This window comes from Kribbella sp. NPDC049227, assembly GCF_043197265.1.
Lineage (GTDB): Bacteria > Actinomycetota > Actinomycetes > Propionibacteriales > Kribbellaceae > Kribbella.
The window spans coordinates 571,622-588,286 of sequence record NZ_JBICST010000002.1 but is presented as its reverse complement, the minus strand read 5'-3'; the positions used below and the strand labels follow the sequence as shown (position 1 = coordinate 588,286).

Below are 16,665 nucleotides of genomic sequence, written 5' to 3'. Positions count from 1 at the left end.
GCGACCCGGCGATACAGCAGCCCCAGACGCAGTGGAGTGGGAGAACGACGAGGTCTGCGGTCGACGCGCGCGCAGCACGTGGGGCTGGGCCCGGGTGGCTTACCAGGCTCGGTGGAGGATCTCGGTGGCTTCGGCTTGGCTGAGGCCGGCTCGGTGGGCGGCTCGGGCGAAGACGGTGGCGGCGGCGCGGGTTTCTTCGTCGTCGACTCGGCTGCGGGAGGCGAGGACGAACGTCCCGTTCCGCCCGCGGGTCTCGACCAGACGATCGGCCTCGAGTTCCTTGTACGCCCGCGCCACCGTGTTCACCGCCAGCCCGAGATCCCCCGCCAACTGCCGGACCGTCGGCAAGCGCGTGCCCTGCGCCAGCTGACCGGCCCGGATCAGCCCGTCGATCTGGTCCTTCACCTGTTCGTACGGCGGTTTGGCCGCGCCCGGGTCGACCGTGATGATCATCCGACGACCCGTTGCACTCGTCGTAGGCCGCGGCGGCTGGCGGCTACCGTCCACATCACACACAAGAGCCCCACGGCCACCACGAATAGCACCACGGACAGCGGTTCGGCAAAGGCGGGGGCGTCCGACGGCCACTGGAACGACATCGGGATCGACGCTCCGAGCAGCCAGCTCACCGTGATCATCGCGGAACCGAGATCGCGCAGGGTTGTCGCCCGGAGCGCCTCCTGCCAGCGCAACTCGGCCTCTCGCCCGGACGGCTGGTTGACCCGGAGGGCCGCCCGCTGCAGCAGCACTCCGGTCCCCCACAGCGGTACGGCGGCCAGTCCGCTGCCGATCAGGATCCAGCCGCGCGCAGGATGGTCGTTGCTGCCGAGAACGATGATCCCCAGAGCAATAGCGACCAGCGGCAGCACGATGGCGCCGTAGTGGATCGCGATCTCGACCGGACTCAGGTAGTCACTCAGCCGACGCGGTCGCAGTGCGGCCGTCCGGGGTCCGCCGGTCCGGGACGCGCGGACGGTCCGGTAGCTGAGTCCAAGCGTCGCGATGCCGCCCGCGGCCGCCGCCGCCGCGAGCATCCAGGTCAGCAGCCTGACATCCAGCACCGCACCGGTCTCGAAGCCGAGGCCCAGGCCCAGATAGGCCAGCACGACGATCACACCAGCCGCGAGTACGCCGGCCAGCAGTCCGAGCAGGAGAACCTCCTGGCGACGCAGATACCACTGCAGAGCCGCCTCCACGAGATCGGGCTCGGGCGGCAGACCGCCTCGGCCGACCAGCCGGTTGACCTCGGTCCGCGCCGCCTTCCGGCGCTGCGTCCACATCAGACCTGTGGCCATCACCATCATCGCCACCAGCCACAACACATCCATCTGCATCTCCCTCGAGTCTTTGTACCAAATGTATTGATACAAAGACTCGAGGTCAAGTGAAGTCCGCCGCGGTGTACGGCCTCTGCTCGACCAGGACCAGCCAGTTGCCGGAGTTGTCGCGCAGTACCGCCTCCACGCCGTACGGGCGGTCGGACGGCTCCTGGATGTACTCGACGCCGTTGGCGACCAGCTCGGCGAAGGTCTTGTGACAGTCGTCGGTGGCCATGCCGAACCCGTGCATGGAGCCCTTGGCCATGATCCGGCGGATCGAATCCGCGGACTCGGAGTCCATCGGCGGCCCGGGCAGCATCAGCGCCAGCTCGAGCTCGGGGTGGTCGGCCTGGTGCACCGTGCACCACCGGAAGTCCTCGCTGAGCGTGATGTCGTCGCCCACCACGAACCCGAGCCTGTCGGTGTAGAACGCCTTCGCCTCGTCGATGTCGTTGACGTAGACCGTGACCAAACTGACGTTGGTGATCACTGTTCCTCCTCGTCGTTGGTACGACGGTAGGCCTCGGCAGCCCCGGCGTGCTTCTCCGGAATTGCGGAGTTCAGTCCGAGCATGAACACGAAGCAGCCCGGGATCCGCGCCCCCGGCTGGGTCCGCTGGTACTGCGTCGGCGTCATCCCGACCAGCTCGGTGAACCGCTGCGAGAACGACCCCAGGCTGCTGTACCCGACCAGGCCGCACACCTCGGTCACGGTCAGGTTGGTCGCCCGCAACAGATCGGTGGCCCGCTCGATCCGCCGGCGGGTGACGTACTGCATCGGCGTCTCGCCGTACTCGGCCGCGAAGCACCGCAGGAAGTGGTACTTCGACACGCCTGCGGCGGCCGCCAGCCCAGCCAGGTCGAGCGGCTCGGCATAGTTGCGATCGGCAACATCCCGGGCACGGCGCAGATGCGCCAGCAGCTCCACCGGTACGACGGGCCGCATCGCTCCCCCTTCTTTCGGTGTGGACCGAAGGTTTGGAGACCACCGGCCGATTCGTGAAGCTGGCTTGCATGAGAGTCGGACAAGGCGGGACCGGACCTGGGCCGCACACACCGGACGGCAGTGCAATCGAACTCTACGAGGTCACACCGGCGCACGGTGAGGACCAGCTGATCAACGCCGCGATCGAACCGGGCAGCAGCATCCTCGAGCTCGGCTGCGGCACCGGGCGGATCACCCGGCCGCTGCTCGCCCTCGGGCACCAGGTGGTCGCGGTCGACGAATCACCGGACATGGTCGCGCGCGTCACCGAGACCGAGACGATCTGCTCGACGATCGGCGACCTCCGGCTGGATCGCCACTTCGACGTGGTCCTGATGATGTCCTATCTGATCAACGTCGCCGACGACGAGGAACGCCTGCGTCTGCTGCGCACCTGCGCCCACCACGTCCGCCCCGGCGGTGCCGTTCTGCTCCAGCAACAGATCCCCGGGATGCTCCGTGGTCCCACCGTGATGGTGAACGACCACCGCCGCCTGGTCGTCTCCGACGTCGAGGAACTCCCCGGCGGCCGCCAGGCGGCGACGCTGACCCACACGATCGGCGATCGCGCGTGGTCGCAGCGGATCCTGACCCAGAACCTCAGTGACGACCAGCTGTCAGCCCAGCTGACCGAAGCTGGGCTGACACTGGCCGACTACCTGACCCCCGACAGGAACTGGGTCCGAGCGCGCCGTTAGCCGAGGCCGCCGCCGTTCTCGGCGAGGGCGTCGAACTGCGTGCGGGTCAGCTTGCCGGCGGATGTTGTACTCCAGCCGCGACTCGTGCACCAGCGTGGCCAGGAACGCGGCCTTGCGGTACGGCGTGTTGATGTTCGCGTCCCGCATCGCCCGGCAACTTCACGCCGGTGCCGTAGGTCTCGAAGACGGTCGCGTACGCCGGTGACGCGGCGACCAACGCGGTCGAGCTCAAGCCTCTCGAGTCAGTCCCGGCCGCGCAGGAAGGACTCGACCATCGAGACGTACCGGCTGTGCTCCTCGATGTGCGGCATGTGGCTGGAGTACTCGAACACTTCCCAGCGGACGTCCGGGATCAGCTTCGCGTACGGAATCACGGTGACCGGTGCCGCCTCGTCGTACACCCCTGAGATCACCAGCGTCGGCACGTCGATGTTCGCCAGCCGGTCCACGATGCTCCAGTCACGCAGACTGCCGACCACGTGGAACTCACTCGGCCCGTTCATCGTGTGGTAGACCGTCGGGTCCTCCTCCAGTGCCGCGAACGCCGCGCGCACCTCGGGCGGGTTCGGCACCACCCGGCAGACGTGCCGGTCGTAGAACGTCGTCATCGCGGCCTCGTACTCCGGGGAGTCCGTGGTCCCGGCCTCCTCGTGCGACCGGAGGGTCTGGTCGATCACCGGGGGGAGTCCGGCCCGCAATGAGGCGGCCGCCTCCAGCCACAACGGCATCGACGCCGGCGAGTTCGCGATGACGAGCCGTCTCAGCCCGGCAGGACGCCGTACGGCGTGTTCCGCGGCGAGCATGCCGCCCCACGACTGGCCCAGCAAGTGGTAGTTGTCGGCGATCCCGAGCAGCGCGACCAGGTTCTCCAGCTCGGTCAGAAACAGTTCGACGGTCCAGTACGACGGGTCGGCGTCGGGCAAGTGCGTCGAGTTCCCGCAGCCCAACTGGTCGTAGTGCACGACCGGCCGCGCAGGCCCATCCGGATCCGCAAATGCGGTCAGCGACAGCAGATACTGGTGCGTGGCGCCGGGACCGCCGTGCGCGACGACCAGCGGCGTAACGCCACTGGACAGGTCACCGGTGACGCGGAACCAGGTCTCACCGTCGGCGAACGGGATCCGCCCGTCCAGCGTGGGCGGCAGGATGCGGTAAGACGAGTCGGCGATGCTCATGGTGGTCCTTTCAGTCGGCGAGCCAGCCGCGTACGTGCCGGCGGAGGAAGGCGAGGTCGTCCGGGATGTCGCGCGGTGATCCGGCCCGGTGACCCCACACGCTCGGGATCTCGGCCAGCTCCGCCTTGCGCAACGCGGCCAGCTCCAGCTCGTTGTCCGCCGTCCGGAAGTAGAGATCGGTTGCCGAAGGCATCAGCAGGACCCGGGCGGTGATCGCCGCCAGCGCGGCGTCCAGGTCACTGTCGTACGGTGTGCTGATGTCGGCCGCCAGCCAGGTCAGGGCCTGGGCGTACTGATCGGCCGCGCGTCCCTCCGCGAACTGGTCGACCCAGTCAACCTGCAGGAAGGTGTCCAGGTCGGCGAAGCCGAGGGTCTCGAACAGCCGGGCGCGATAGAAGTCCTGGCTCAGCCCCCAGCCGGCGTACACGTGCGCGAAGGCCCTCTTCGCCGCGACCGGCTCCGCGCCGAACCGCCCGTCGCCGAGGTGTTCCGGCGCCGCCTCCAGGATGCGGAGCAGCCCGGACAAGAAGACCCGGTTGTGCAGCGACGTACGTGCGCTGCCGCACACGACGATCGCCCGCTGGACGAAGTCCGGGTAGAGCGCCGCCCAGTGGTAGGCCTGGCCGGCGCCCATCGAGAACCCGTACACCGTGTGCGCCTGGGTGATGCCGAACGCCTCGGTGAGCAGCCGGTACTGCGCGTGCACGTTGTCCGCCATCGTCACCAGCGAGGGGTAGTCCGGGTCGGTGGACGGGCTCGACGACAACCCGTTGCCGAACATGTCCGGGATCACCACGAACCAGCGCTCCGGGTCGAGCACCCCGTCGGGCCCGATCAGCCAGTCCTGCGTCTCGTGCGTCGCACCGTAGCTGCAGGGATAGACGATCACGTTGTCCCGGCTCGGCGCCAGCGTGCCGTGCGTCTGCCAGGCCAGCCCGGCGTCGCGGATGACGCCGCCGCGTTCCACCGGCAGGTCCCCCAGCGCGAACACCCCGGTCTCCACCGGCCAGGCCATCACACCAGTACTCCGGTCGGCAGCACGGCGTGCACGCCCCAAGTCTGGTTCGCGACCTGAGTGATCCTGAGATCGACGGCGGTGCTGGCAAGGGCCAGGGCGGTGCTCTTGTCCACGTCGAGGATCACCTCCAGCCAGCACACCATCGCGTCCAGCGCGTCGCCCATCGCGACGTCGAGGTCGGGGTCGAGTCCGAAGGTGATCCGTCCCGCCGGGGTTTCCGCGTGGATCGACCGCAGCGGCGGCGGCTCGCGGACCAGGTCCAGCGCCAAGGTGGTGGTCATCGGGCACTCGATAGCGGTCCCGCCGACCTCGCCGTCGCCCTGGGCCGCGTGCCCGTCGCCGAGGCTGAGCATCGCCTCGGCGACGGCGAGCGGCAGGTAGAGCGTCGACCCGGCGACGAGTTCCTTGCAGTCGATGTTGCCGCCACCGACCGCGCGGGGCGGGATGGTCGAGTGCTCGCCGGTGGCCCGCGGAGCAACACCGATCACGCCCAGAAAGGGCGCCAGTTGCCGGCTGAAGCCGGCGTTGCAGGTCCCCGTGCCGGCCTCGGCGTCCAGATCCCACAGCAGCCAGGACGGCGGCTGCCCGGTGATCCCGAGTCGTTCGGTGATCGGGGACTCGAGCGCACCGGCGACGGTCCAGCCCCACGGATCCGGGGTCAGCGACAGGAGCCGCACTGCCAGCAGGTCGCCCGGCCGCGCACCCCGCACCGCGATCGGGCCGGTCAGGCAGTGCCCGCGCGACTCGGCGAACATCGTCGGCTGCTTCTCCCCGGGCGTAGTCTGCGGCTCGAGGTAGCCGGAGGCGTCCAGCGACCGTACGACGAGGGTGTCGCCCGGGTCGACGGTCAGCACCGGTGCACGTTCCGCGGTGAACACGTCGAGCGTCGTCCGCGGGGTGGGGTCGAGTCTGTGGGTGGTGTCGTGGAGGGTCATCCGCTACCTCGCCGGTGTCAGGAGTTCGGTGGTCAGGGGGTGGTGGCAGGCCACCGCGTGCAGGCCGTCGCCGGCGGTGAGCGCCGGTGCTTCCGTGGCGCAGCGCTCGGTGGCCAGTGGACAACGGGTCCGGAAGTGGCAACCGCTCGGCGGATCGATCGCGGACGGCAACTCGCCGCCGAGTCCCACGGACCGCACCGGTCCCGACTGCTCCTGACGTGACTCGGGCTGGTCGGCCTTGGCAGCTGGTGGCAACGGGATCGCCTTGATCAGTCCCGCCGTGTACGGGTGCCGAGGCGCACCGTAGACGTCCTCGCTCGGCCCCAGCTCGACCAGCCGGCCGAGGTACATCACGCCGATCCGGTCGGCCAGGTACTTCAGCAGCGACAGGTCGTGCGAGATCACCACGTACGTCTGGCCGTACCGGTCCTGCAGCGAGCGCATCAGGTTCAGGATCTGCGCCTGGACCGAGACGTCGAGCGCGGACACCGGCTCGTCGGCCACGATCACCCGCGGGCGCAGCGCCAGCGCTCGGGCCATCGCGATCCGCTGCCGCTGCCCACCGGAGAACTCGTGCGGGTAGCGCTGCGCGGCCTCGGGCGGTAGGCCCACCGCGTCCAGCAGTTCGCGCACGGTGTCGCGCCTCTCGCGGCGCGTGCCGACGCCCTGGGCGATCAGTGGTTCCTCGATCAGTCCGGCGACCGTCATCCGCGGGTCCAGGGCGGCCGCGGAGTCCTGGAACATCATCTGCAGGTCCCGCCGGCGACGCCGTCGTACAGCCGGACTCTGAGCGGTCAAGTCGCGGCCGTCGAAGGTGACCGAGCCGCTGCTCGGACGTTCGAGCCCGACCAGCATCCGGCCGATCGTGGTCTTGCCGCAGCCCGACTCCCCCACGATGCCGAGTGTCTCACCGGCCCCGATGCTCAATGTCACCCCGGACACCGCGTGCACCGCCCGCCTGGGCCTGAACGGCCGCTGCGACTTCAGCCCGAACCTCTTGTGCACGTCGAAGAGCTGGACCAGGGTCTCACTCGTCGGCGGCTCGGCTCCGCTCCGCACACGCCGTACCTCCGGCTCGCACCGCGCAGGGGACTCCGCGGTGGGATGGAAACACGCGTGCAGGTGATCGCTGCCAGGTGTCACCTCCACCAGGGCCGGGTCCGTATTGCGGCAATCGTCCTGCGCGAAGGCGCACCGCGGCGCGAAGCGGCACTGCGGTGCGAGGTCCAGCAGTTTCGGCGGTGCTCCGGGGATGGTGGACAACTCTGTGCCGCGGTCCAGCTCCAGCGTCGGCATCGCAGCGAGCAGCGCCTTCGTGTAGCGGTGCCGGGGTGCCTCGAACAACTGCTGGACGCCGGCCTGCTCGACCATCCGGCCGCCGTACATCACCGCCACCCGGTCGGCGTACTCGGCGATCACTCCCATGTCGTGCGTGACCAGCAGCACTCCCATCGACAGCTGCGACTTCAGGTCGTCGATCAGGGTCAGGATCTGCGCCTGGATCGACACGTCGAGCGCAGTGGTCGGTTCGTCGGCGATCAGGAGCTTCGGTTCGCACATCAGGCCGAGCGCGATCATCACCCGCTGCCGCATCCCGCCGGACAGTTGGTGCGGGTAGTCACCCAGCCGTTCCCGTGGCCGTGGCATGCCGACCAGTCCGAGCACCTCGGTGGCCCGCGCGGTCGCCGCCGCGCGGCTGCCGCCGACGTGGATCCGGTACGCCTCGCGGAGCTGGCTGCCGATCGTGCGGACCGGGTTCAGCGAGGTCATCGGGTCCTGGAAGATCATCACCATCCGGCGACCGCGCAACCGGCGCATCGCGGGCTCGTCCAAGCCGGTCAGCTCCTCGCCGTCAAGGCGGACGGACCCGCCGGTGACCGCTCCGCCGGGCGGCAGCAGCCGCAGGATCGACAGGCCGGTCATCGTCTTGCCGCACCCGGACTCCCCGACCAGGCCGAGGGTCTGACCCGCCTCGACGGAGAAGCTCACCCCGTCGACCGGACGGATCCGGCCCTGCCGGGTGTCGATCTCGGTCCGTAGGCCGCTGACCTCGAGCAGGCTCATCTCTCGTCCCTTCCGTCGCGGGTAGCGGACCGCCGGGCGGCGACCAGCCGGAACAGGCGGCCGAACCGCACGCCCTCGCGCGGGTCGAGCACCCGCATCAGGTGGTCACCGGCGAAGTTGGCCAGCAGGATCGTGGCCATGATGGCCAGGCCGGGAAAGGTCGAGAGCCACCAGGCGTCGGCCAGGTTCGTCGCACCGGCGGCCAAGTCGCTCCCCCAGTCGGGTGCCGGCAGCCGGACGCCGAGGCCGAGAAAGCTCAGCGTCGTCGCCGTCAGCACACCCCAGCCGATCGCGCTGCTGCCGAGCACGACCACCTCGGTGAGCAGGTTGGGGATCAGGTGCCGCCAGGACGTGCGGATGGTGGTCGACCCGAAGACACGCGCCGCCTCGACGTACTCCGCCTTGCGTAGGCGGCGGACCGAGGACTCCACCACGCGGGCGAAGCCGGGAGTGAAGGCAATGCCGATGGCGAGCACGATGCTGCGGACGCCGGATCCGGCGGTCGCGATCAGGATCAGGGCGATCAGCAGCACCGGGAGGGCCAGGAACACATCGACCAGACGCATCACCACTGCATTGACCAGCCTCGGAGCGACTCCGCCCAGAACCCCGATGGCGACACCGGCCGCCGTGGCAAGCAGAACCCCGAGCAGGCTGGCCAGCAGCACCGGGCGAGCGCCGTACACGGTGCGGCTGAAGACGTCGCGGCCGAGCAGGTCGGTGCCGAACAGGTGACTCCCGCTGGGGCCTTGCAGGTTCGCGTCGCTGGTGGCAACCGGGCTGACATGCGCCAGCAGGCCGGGTGCGGCCAGGAGGATGCCGACGAGAAGCACCGCCAGCAGCAGCCCGGTACGTCCGATGGTTGCCTTCAGCCCCTTGACGGAGCCGGTGGCGGGCATCGCCGTCCGCCCCGGCCGGACGGCCGGGCTCAGGCTCAGGGGGTCGGTCGTCATCCTCGGGCCTCCTGCCGGGTGCGGGGGTCGATGGCGCCGACGAGCAGGTCGACGCCGAGGTTGATCAGGACGTAGGAGACGCCGATCACCACGACGGCGCCCTGCACGACCGGGATGTTCTTGCTGGTGATCGAGGTGGCCAGGAAGCTGCCGAGCCCGGCGCGGCCGAAGATCACCTCGGTGATCGCGGCACCGGTCAGGATGTTGCCGAACTGCAGGCCGATGGTGGTGACCGCCGGCACCGACGAGTTGCGCAGCACCTGCCGCAGCAGCACGCGCAGGTCGCCGCTGCCCCTGGCCCGGGCCGCCTTCACGTAGTCGCTGCGCAGCTCCTCGATCACCCGGCCGCGGACCAGCCGGGTCAGGATCGCGGCATAGCCCCAGCCGAGCGAGACCGCCGGCAGCACCAGGGCCTTCGCCGTTCCGTCGTCGATCGCGGAGAACCACTGCAGCTTGACGCTGAACACCAGCACCAGCAGCAGGGCCAGGAAGAAGTACGGCACCGCCACCCCGGCGAACGAGATCCAGCGAGCCAGCGTGTCGAGCGCCGAGCCGGGCCGCATCCCCGCGACCAGACCGAGCGGGACTCCGATCACCACCGCCACGAGCATCGACGCCAGCGTCAGGACCAGCGTGCTCGGAGCCCGGGAGAGCAGCTCGAAGGCCACCGAGTTCTGGGTCAGGAACGACGTGCCGAGGTCGCCGCGCAGCAGCTGGCCGGCGAAGGCGGCGTACTGGCGCCACAGCGGGAGGTCGAGCCCGAGCTGTTGGCGCAGCGCGGCGATCTGCTCCGGGGAGGCGTTCGCGCCGTACAGGATCACCTTGGCCGGGTCGCCCGGAACGACGTGCACCAAGATGAACGCGATCAGTGTGATGCCCAGCACGACCGGGACCGCCGCGCCGAGCCGGCGCAGGACGAACAGCGCCATCAGCCGACGGTGGCGCTGTGGAACGCCAGGTAGCCGTTGAGGGTCTGGTGCAGGTTCTTCACCTTCGGCGAGAGCGTGAACGCACCCGCGACATCCCACAGAGGCAGGAACATCGAGTCCTGCATCAGCTTCGTCCCGACCTGCTGGTACAAGTTGTTTCGGGCAGCCTCGGCCGCGGTGGCGTTGGCCCGGGCGATCATCTTGTCGATCGCCGGGTTGTTGTAGTGGGACCAGTTGAAGCCGGACTCGATCGCGTTGGAGTTGACCCAGATGTTGAGCAGGTACGGGTCGGCGCCGTAGTAACCGAACGAGCCGAGGTTGTGCACGCCGGAGTTGAAGCTGGCCTGCGCGGTGGCGAACGGCTGGACCGACGTGGTCGCGCTGAAGCCGACCTTCTGCAGCTCCGAGACGATGAACTGGGTCGGCAGCTCCAGGCCTGCCCCGCTGAACAAGATGATGTCCAGGTTGAGCTTCTGGCCGTTCTTTGTCCGGGTGCCACCGTCATCGACGGACCAGCCGGCCCGGTCGAGCAGCGCTGCCGCCTTGTCCGGGTCGTAGGAGTAGGTCTTGCTCGCCGCCTCGCTGTACCCGGGGGTGATCGGGGTCAGCACATTGTGGGCCGGCTTGTAGACGTCGTACAGCACGCTCTTGACCATCGCGTCCTGGTCGACCGCGGACAGGATCGCCTGCCGGACCAGCGGGTCGTCAGTCGGCGGCTTGGCCACGTTGATCGGCATCCCGAGCGGAGTACCGATCGAGGGCACCACCAGTTGCTGGTACCTGCCGGACTTCTGGGCGGCGGAGATGTTGTTCGGCGGCAGGTTCATGGCGATCTGCAGCTGACCGCTCTGCAGCGCGTTGTAGCGGCCACTGTCGTCGGTGACGATCCGGAAGACCAGCTTGTCGAGCTTGGCCGGCCCGTCGCCGAGCGCCTTCGGTCCCCAGGTGTACTTCGGGTTCTTCAGCAGTGTGAGCTGGCTGCCGGTTTGGTAGCTGTCGAATGTGAACGGCCCGGTGCCGACCGGGTGGTTGCCGAAGCCGGTCGGTCCGTACTTGGCCAGCGCGGCCGGCGACGAGATACCGAAGTTGCCGGCCGCCTGCTGGTGCAGGAATGACGCGTTCGGCTCGGTGAAGACGATCTGCACGGTGTAGTCGTCGAGCACCTTCGTCTCGCGGTACGGCCCGAGCGCCCCCAGCCCGCTCTTGGATTTCGTCCGCGGGTCGACCACGTGGTCGTACGTCGCCTTCACCGCGGCGGCGTTGAACGGGGTACCGTCGTGGAACGTCACGCCCTTGCGCAGCTTGAAGGTGTAGACCGAGGCGTCGGGCGAGATCGTCCAGGACTCGGCCAGGCCCGGGTGGAAATCGCTGCCGCCGTTGCCGTCGGGCAGCCAGTAGACCAGCGGGTCGAACAGCGCGAACGAGATCAGCAGGGTCAGCGCCAGACCGGTGGCTCCGGGGTCGAGCGTGTCGGGCGTGGCGTTGATGCCCATCGTCAGCGTCCCGCCACTGGACGAGACCGCGGCGGTCGTGGTGGCGTCGTCGGCGCTGCAGGCGGACAGCACCGAGGCAAGGCCGACCCCGGCGGCGAGGCCGCCGCCCAGCCCCAGCAGCCGGCGGCGGGAGATCGGACGGCGGACGGCGGTGCCGAAGGCCGCGGTGGTGGAGGCCCCGGCGGTGGAGACCGCGGTGGTGGAGGCCGCGGTGGTGGAGCGATGGGGGTGGTGGTCCATGAGAGGTGCTCCTCGAGGTGACAGGCCAAGCTCTTCCGTATGTTGTATACGGCCTGTGCTACGAGCATATTTCCGATCCGCCACGTGACAGTTTCGTCTCCGGCTGTGGAGCGGTGGCCACCCTGCGCCTGTTTCCTTGAAACACAGGGCTCTACGGCAGGGAAGGCAGCAGAACTTCCGGCCATCGGCCGGGGCCGACAGAGGAATCGGTCCTCGCGAATGGAGACCGTCGAGATCGCCGTCGTATACAGATTGCGGGTGTCGCGGCGGCCTGAGGTGGGCTCAGGCTCGATCGAGCCGGGGCCGCAGTGAACTGCGCACGCTCAGCACGTGGTGGCGGGCGGCCGCCTCGGCGAGGTCGGCGTCACCGGCCTCGATGGCTTCGATCAGGCCGTAATGCTCGGTCCACGCGGCCGGGTTCTGCAGCGGCGCACTCTGCCGGAGCAGCCACTGGCCGCGCTTCACCATCGGGATCGCGATGGCGATCAGGTAGCTGTTGCGGGTCATCTCGAATACCAGCGAGTGCAGCTCGGTGTGCAGGGTCGACAGGGTGTCGAGATCCTGGTCCGGCCCGGAGTCACGGACCATGGCCAGGATTTCCCAGGCCCGTTGCAGCAAAGCGGTTGGCGGCTCCTCGACCGAAGCGGCCAGGCGGGCTCCCAACGGCTCCAGTGCGAGCCGGACATAGAACAGGTCGTCGGCCTGGCGGGCCGACAGCTTCGCCACGAACGCCCCGCGCCGGGCGACCACGTCGAGAAAGCCCTCGGCCTCCAGCACCCGCATCGCCTCCCGGATCGGGTTGCGCGAGACGCCGAGCTGCTGGGCCAGCCGATCCTCGACGAGCCGTTCGCCCGGTTGCAGCGAACCGTCCAGGATCAGCCGGCGCAGTTCCGCCGCGACCACGTCGCGCAGGGGCAGATGGCCGTCTCCGACAAGAACCGGGTTGGAGGTCACCAGGTCGACTGTATACGAACCGCCAAACCGGTTCAGCCGTTACCGCCGCCCGCACTGCCCGGAGCGTCGGACTTGCCCGGCGTGGCGTCGACGCCGGCCTCCTTGCGCTGCGCGGCGGTGATCGGCGCCGGCGCGGCGGTCAGCGGGTCGTACCCTCCGCCGGACTTCGGGAACGCGATCACGTCGCGGATCGACTCGGTGCCGGCCAGCAGCGCGGTGATCCGGTCCCAGCCGAACGCGATCCCGCCGTGCGGCGGCGCGCCGAACTTGAACGCGTCGAGCAGGAAGCCGAACTTCTCCGAGGCCTCCTCGTCGGTCAGGCCCATCACCTTGAAGACCCGCTTCTGCACGTCCTCGCGGTGGATACGGATCGACCCACCACCGATCTCGTTGCCGTTGCAGACGATGTCGTACGCGTACGCCAGCGCCGAGCCCGGGTCGGTGTCGAAGGTCTCCAGCGAGTCCGGCTTCGGCGAGGTGAAGGCGTGGTGGACCGCGGTCCACGCACCCGAACCGACCGCGACGTCACCGGCGGCGGTCGCCTCGTCGGCCGGCTCGAACAGCGGCGCGTCGACGACCCACACGAACGACCAGGTCGACTCGTCGATCAGGCCACCGCGGCGGCCGATCTCCAGCCGGGCCGCGCCGAGCAGTGCCCGCGACGACTTCACCGGACCGGCGGCGAAGAAGATGCAGTCACCCGGCTTCGCGCCGACGTGGTCGGCGATGCCCGCGCGCTCCTCGTCGGACAGGTTCTTGGCCACCGGACCGCCGAGCTCGCCGTCCTGACCGACGAGCACGTACGCCAGACCGCGAGCTCCACGCTGCTTGGCCCAGTCCTGCCAAGCGTCCAGCTGCTTGCGCGGCTGGTCCGCTCCCCCGGGCATCACGACGGCACCGACGTACGGCGCCTGGAACACCCGGAACGGCGTGTTCTTGAAGTACTCCGTGCACTCCACCAGCTCCAGGCCCATCCGCAGATCCGGCTTGTCGCTCCCGAACCGCGCCATCGCCTCGGCGTATGTCATCCGCGGGATCGGCGTCTGGACGTCATACCCGACGAGCTTCCAGAGCGAGGTCAGGACCTCCTCGGACAGCGCGATGATGTCGTCCTGGTCGACGAAGCTCATCTCGATGTCGAGCTGGGTGAACTCCGGCTGCCGGTCGGCGCGGAAGTCCTCGTCGCGGTAGCAGCGGGCGATCTGGAAGTACCGCTCCATCCCGGCCACCATCAGCAGCTGCTTGAACAGCTGCGGCGACTGCGGCAGTGCGTACCAGCTGCCCGGCTGCAGGCGAGCAGGCACCAGGAAGTCGCGGGCGCCTTCCGGCGTGGAGCGGGTGAGCGTCGGCGTCTCGATCTCGACGAAGTCGTGCTTGGCCAAGACCTCACGGGCCGTCTTGTTGACGTCGCTGCGCAGGCGGATCGCCGCACCCGGGCCCTGGCGGCGCAGGTCGAGGTAGCGGTACTTCAGCCGGACCTCTTCGTTCACCGGCGTCGCGTGGTGCTCCTCGACCGGGAACGGCAGCGGCGCGGCCTCGTTCAGCACCTCGACCTCGGTCGTGATGATCTCGATCTCGCCGGTCGGGAGGTTCGGGTTCGCGTTGCCCTCCGGGCGCAGCGCGACCTCGCCGACGATCTTCAGGCAGTACTCCGAGCGCAGGCCGTGCGCGGCGTCCTCGTCGCGGATGACCACCTGCACGGTGCCGGTCGAGTCGCGCAGGTCGATGAACGCCACGCCACCGTGATCGCGTCGCCGCGCCACCCAGCCCGCCAGGATCACGGTCTGCCCGGTGTGCTCGGCGCGCAACGAGCCTGCGGAATGGGTACGGATCACGAGTTCTCCTCCTGCGTTGCAATGCTGGGACGTAGATCTTCGGCCGGGGGGTTCCAGGTGGCGGCATCGGCGGGCACCTGCTCGCCACTGCGGATGTCTTTTACCTCGGGACCGTTCTCGGTGCTGAACCACACGAACGGGATACCCCGCCGGTCCGCGAACCGGATCTGCTTCCCGAACTTCGCCGCGGCCGGCGCCACCTCGACGGGAATCCCCCGGCCGCGCAGCGTCGCCGCGGTCCGCATGGCCTCGGCCCGGTCCTCTTCTGCACTGAGGGCCACGAGAACGGCGGTCGGCGTACTGCGGGTGCCCTTGAGCAGCCCCTGGCTGACCAGCCGGTGCACCAGCCGGGACACGCCGATCGAGATCCCCACACCCGGGTACGTCGTCTTGCCGTCGGATGCGAGGGCGTCGTACCGGCCGCCGCCACCGACTGACCCGAACGACTCCTGGCCGACCAGGTACAGCTCGTAGACCGCGCCGGTGTAGTAGTCCAGGCCACGGGCGATCCGTAGGTCGGCCATCAGCAGGCCGGGCGCGTGGTCGGCGGCCGCGGCCATCACCTGGCTCAGCTGCTCGAGACCCTCGTCCAGCGTCGGGTGCTCGACGCCGAGCGCACGAACCTGATCCGCGAACGAGCTGTCCGTGCTGGAGATGTCGGCCAGCTGCACCGCGAGCCGCGCCTGCTTGTCGGTCGCACCCGCCTCGATCAGCCGCTCGACGACCTTCTCCGGGCCGATCTTGTCGATCTTGTCGACGATCCGCAGCACCGAGGTCACGTCGTCCAGGCCGAGCCCGCGGTAGAAACCCTCGGGAATCTTGCGGTTGTTGACCTTGATCACGAACTCCGGCACCGGCAGGCGGCGCAAAGCGTCCGCGATCACCAGCGGCAGCTCGACCTCGTAGTGGTTCGGCAGCTCGCCGGAGTCGATGATGTCGACGTCCGCCTGGGTGAACTCGCGGTAGCGGCCCTCCTGCGGGCGCTCACCCCGCCAGACCTTCTGGATCTGGTAGCGGCGGAACGGGAAGACCAGCTTGCCGCTGTGCTCCAGCACGTACCGCGCGAACGGCACGGTCAGGTCGAAGTGCAGACCCAGCGCCGCGTCCTCGTCGGCTCCGGCGGCGAGGCGCCGTACGCCGTAGATCTCCTTGTCCGCATCCTCGCCCTGGTTGGACAAACGCTCGACCGGCTCGACCGCGCGGGTCTCGATCGACGCGAAGCCGTGCAGCTCGAACGTCTCCCGGATCACGTCGAGGAACTGCTGCTCGACGATCCGGTCCTGCGGAAGGAATTCGGGGAACCCGCTGAGTGGGGTCACCTTGGTGCTCATGGTTTCGGTATCTCCAGGTCCTGCAGGTAGGGGTTGGTCGCCTTCTCCCGGCCGATCGTGGTCTGGCCACCATGACCCGGCAGGACGACGATCTCGTCGCGCATCGGCAGGATCTTGGTGGCCAACGTATGCAGCATCGCCGGATGGTCGCCCCCAGGCAGATCCGTCCGGCCGATCGACCCGGCGAACAACACGTCACCGGAGAACAGAACCGCGGGCACGTCTTCCGGCCCGTCGTACGGCGTGGTGAACGTGACCGAACCCCGGGTGTGCCCCGGCGTGTGGTCCACGGTGAAGCCGAGGCCGGCCAACTCGAGACTCAGGCCGTCCTTGAGTTCGGAGACGTCGTCAGGCTCGGCGAACTCGTGGTTGCCGCCCAGCAGCATCCGCGCCGTCTCCGGGCTGAGGCCGGCCATCGGATCGGCCAGCAGGTGCCGGTCGTCCGGGTGGATCCAGGCGGTCGCGTCGTACGTCCCGCAGACCGGCAGGACCGAGAACATGTGGTCGATGTGACCGTGTGTGAGCAGGACGGCCACCGGTTTGAGCTTGTTCTCCCGGACCACCTGCTCGACGCCCGCGGCCGCGTCCTGGCCCGGGTCGACGACGATGCATTCCGCGCCCTGGCCGGTGGCGACGACGTAGCAGTTCGTACCCCACGACCCCGCGGGGAACCCGGCGATGAGCACGACTGACCTTCCTGGAACGGTTCGGGACCACCCAAGGCTACCGGTGCGCGG

Annotated in this window: 16 protein-coding genes; 1 reads left to right on the top strand and 15 read right to left on the bottom strand. The window is 69.2% G+C overall.

Annotation, left to right across the window (positions count from 1 at the left end):
• Positions 1-99: 99 nt before the first annotated feature.
• Genes ACGFH6_RS09630 through ACGFH6_RS09615 form a run of 4 tightly spaced genes read right to left on the bottom strand, consistent with a single transcriptional unit; the run spans position 100 to position 2,264 of the window.
• Positions 100-453, bottom strand: coding sequence for a GntR family transcriptional regulator (locus ACGFH6_RS09630; RefSeq protein WP_360443925.1), 354 nt, complete (start codon positions 451-453; stop codon positions 100-102).
• Positions 450-1,328 carry a hypothetical protein gene (locus tag ACGFH6_RS09625; protein WP_393382059.1) on the bottom strand — a complete coding sequence of 293 codons (879 nt, stop codon included), beginning with the start codon at positions 1,326-1,328 and terminating at the stop codon, positions 450-452. Before ACGFH6_RS09625 ends, ACGFH6_RS09630 begins: the two co-directional genes overlap by 4 nt.
• A gap of 52 nt (positions 1,329-1,380) precedes the next feature.
• Positions 1,381-1,809, bottom strand: coding sequence for a VOC family protein (locus ACGFH6_RS09620; protein WP_393382057.1), 429 nt, complete (start codon positions 1,807-1,809; stop codon positions 1,381-1,383).
• Complete coding sequence (locus tag ACGFH6_RS09615) at positions 1,806-2,264, bottom strand: helix-turn-helix transcriptional regulator (RefSeq protein ID WP_393382056.1); 459 nt, start codon at positions 2,262-2,264, stop codon at positions 1,806-1,808. Before ACGFH6_RS09615 ends, ACGFH6_RS09620 begins: the two co-directional genes overlap by 4 nt.
• A gap of 68 nt (positions 2,265-2,332) precedes the next feature.
• On the opposite strand from ACGFH6_RS09615, the gene ACGFH6_RS09610 reads away from it, so the two are divergent.
• Positions 2,333-3,001, top strand: a complete 669-nt coding sequence (locus ACGFH6_RS09610; RefSeq protein ID WP_393382054.1) for a class I SAM-dependent methyltransferase — start codon at positions 2,333-2,335, stop codon at positions 2,999-3,001.
• Positions 3,002-3,243: 242 nt separating this feature from the next.
• Here the strand turns inward: ACGFH6_RS09610 and ACGFH6_RS09605 are convergent, their stop codons facing one another.
• From ACGFH6_RS09605 to ACGFH6_RS09555, 11 genes are all read right to left on the bottom strand, one after another.
• Positions 3,244-4,176, bottom strand: coding sequence for a proline iminopeptidase-family hydrolase (locus ACGFH6_RS09605; protein WP_393382053.1), 933 nt, complete (start codon positions 4,174-4,176; stop codon positions 3,244-3,246).
• 10 nt (positions 4,177-4,186) lie between these two features.
• On the bottom strand, positions 4,187-5,191 hold the full coding sequence (locus tag ACGFH6_RS09600; RefSeq protein ID WP_393382052.1) for an alpha/beta fold hydrolase: 1,005 nt from the start codon (positions 5,189-5,191) through the stop codon (positions 4,187-4,189).
• Positions 5,191-6,129, bottom strand: coding sequence for an acetamidase/formamidase family protein (locus ACGFH6_RS09595; protein ID WP_393382051.1), 939 nt, complete (start codon positions 6,127-6,129; stop codon positions 5,191-5,193). Before ACGFH6_RS09595 ends, ACGFH6_RS09600 begins: the two co-directional genes overlap by 1 nt.
• A 3-nt stretch (positions 6,130-6,132) precedes the next feature.
• The gene (locus ACGFH6_RS09590; RefSeq protein ID WP_393382050.1) at positions 6,133-8,193 is read right to left on the bottom strand and encodes a dipeptide ABC transporter ATP-binding protein; all 2,061 of its coding nucleotides are present in this window, start codon (positions 8,191-8,193) and stop codon (positions 6,133-6,135) included.
• Positions 8,190-9,146: an ABC transporter permease gene (locus ACGFH6_RS09585; RefSeq protein WP_393382048.1), complete on the bottom strand. Its 957-nt coding sequence runs from the start codon at positions 9,144-9,146 to the stop codon at positions 8,190-8,192. Before ACGFH6_RS09585 ends, ACGFH6_RS09590 begins: the two co-directional genes overlap by 4 nt.
• A complete protein-coding gene (locus ACGFH6_RS09580; protein WP_393382046.1) occupies positions 9,143-10,075 on the bottom strand; it encodes an ABC transporter permease in 933 nt (310 codons plus the stop codon). Before ACGFH6_RS09580 ends, ACGFH6_RS09585 begins: the two co-directional genes overlap by 4 nt.
• Positions 10,075-11,808: an ABC transporter substrate-binding protein gene (locus ACGFH6_RS09575; protein ID WP_393382044.1), complete on the bottom strand. Its 1,734-nt coding sequence runs from the start codon at positions 11,806-11,808 to the stop codon at positions 10,075-10,077. Before ACGFH6_RS09575 ends, ACGFH6_RS09580 begins: the two co-directional genes overlap by 1 nt.
• A 282-nt stretch (positions 11,809-12,090) precedes the next feature.
• Positions 12,091-12,762, bottom strand: coding sequence for a GntR family transcriptional regulator (locus ACGFH6_RS09570; RefSeq protein WP_360443964.1), 672 nt, complete (start codon positions 12,760-12,762; stop codon positions 12,091-12,093).
• 32 nt (positions 12,763-12,794) lie between these two features.
• Positions 12,795-14,597, bottom strand: a complete 1,803-nt coding sequence (gene aspS / locus ACGFH6_RS09565; RefSeq protein WP_393382042.1) for an aspartate--tRNA ligase — start codon at positions 14,595-14,597, stop codon at positions 12,795-12,797.
• Positions 14,594-15,928: a histidine--tRNA ligase gene (hisS, locus tag ACGFH6_RS09560; protein ID WP_393382041.1), complete on the bottom strand. Its 1,335-nt coding sequence runs from the start codon at positions 15,926-15,928 to the stop codon at positions 14,594-14,596. The genes aspS and hisS overlap by 4 nt, the downstream gene beginning before the upstream one ends.
• On the bottom strand, positions 15,925-16,614 hold the full coding sequence (locus ACGFH6_RS09555) for an MBL fold metallo-hydrolase (protein ID WP_360443973.1): 690 nt from the start codon (positions 16,612-16,614) through the stop codon (positions 15,925-15,927). Before ACGFH6_RS09555 ends, hisS begins: the two co-directional genes overlap by 4 nt.
• Positions 16,615-16,665: the final 51 nt, after the last annotated feature.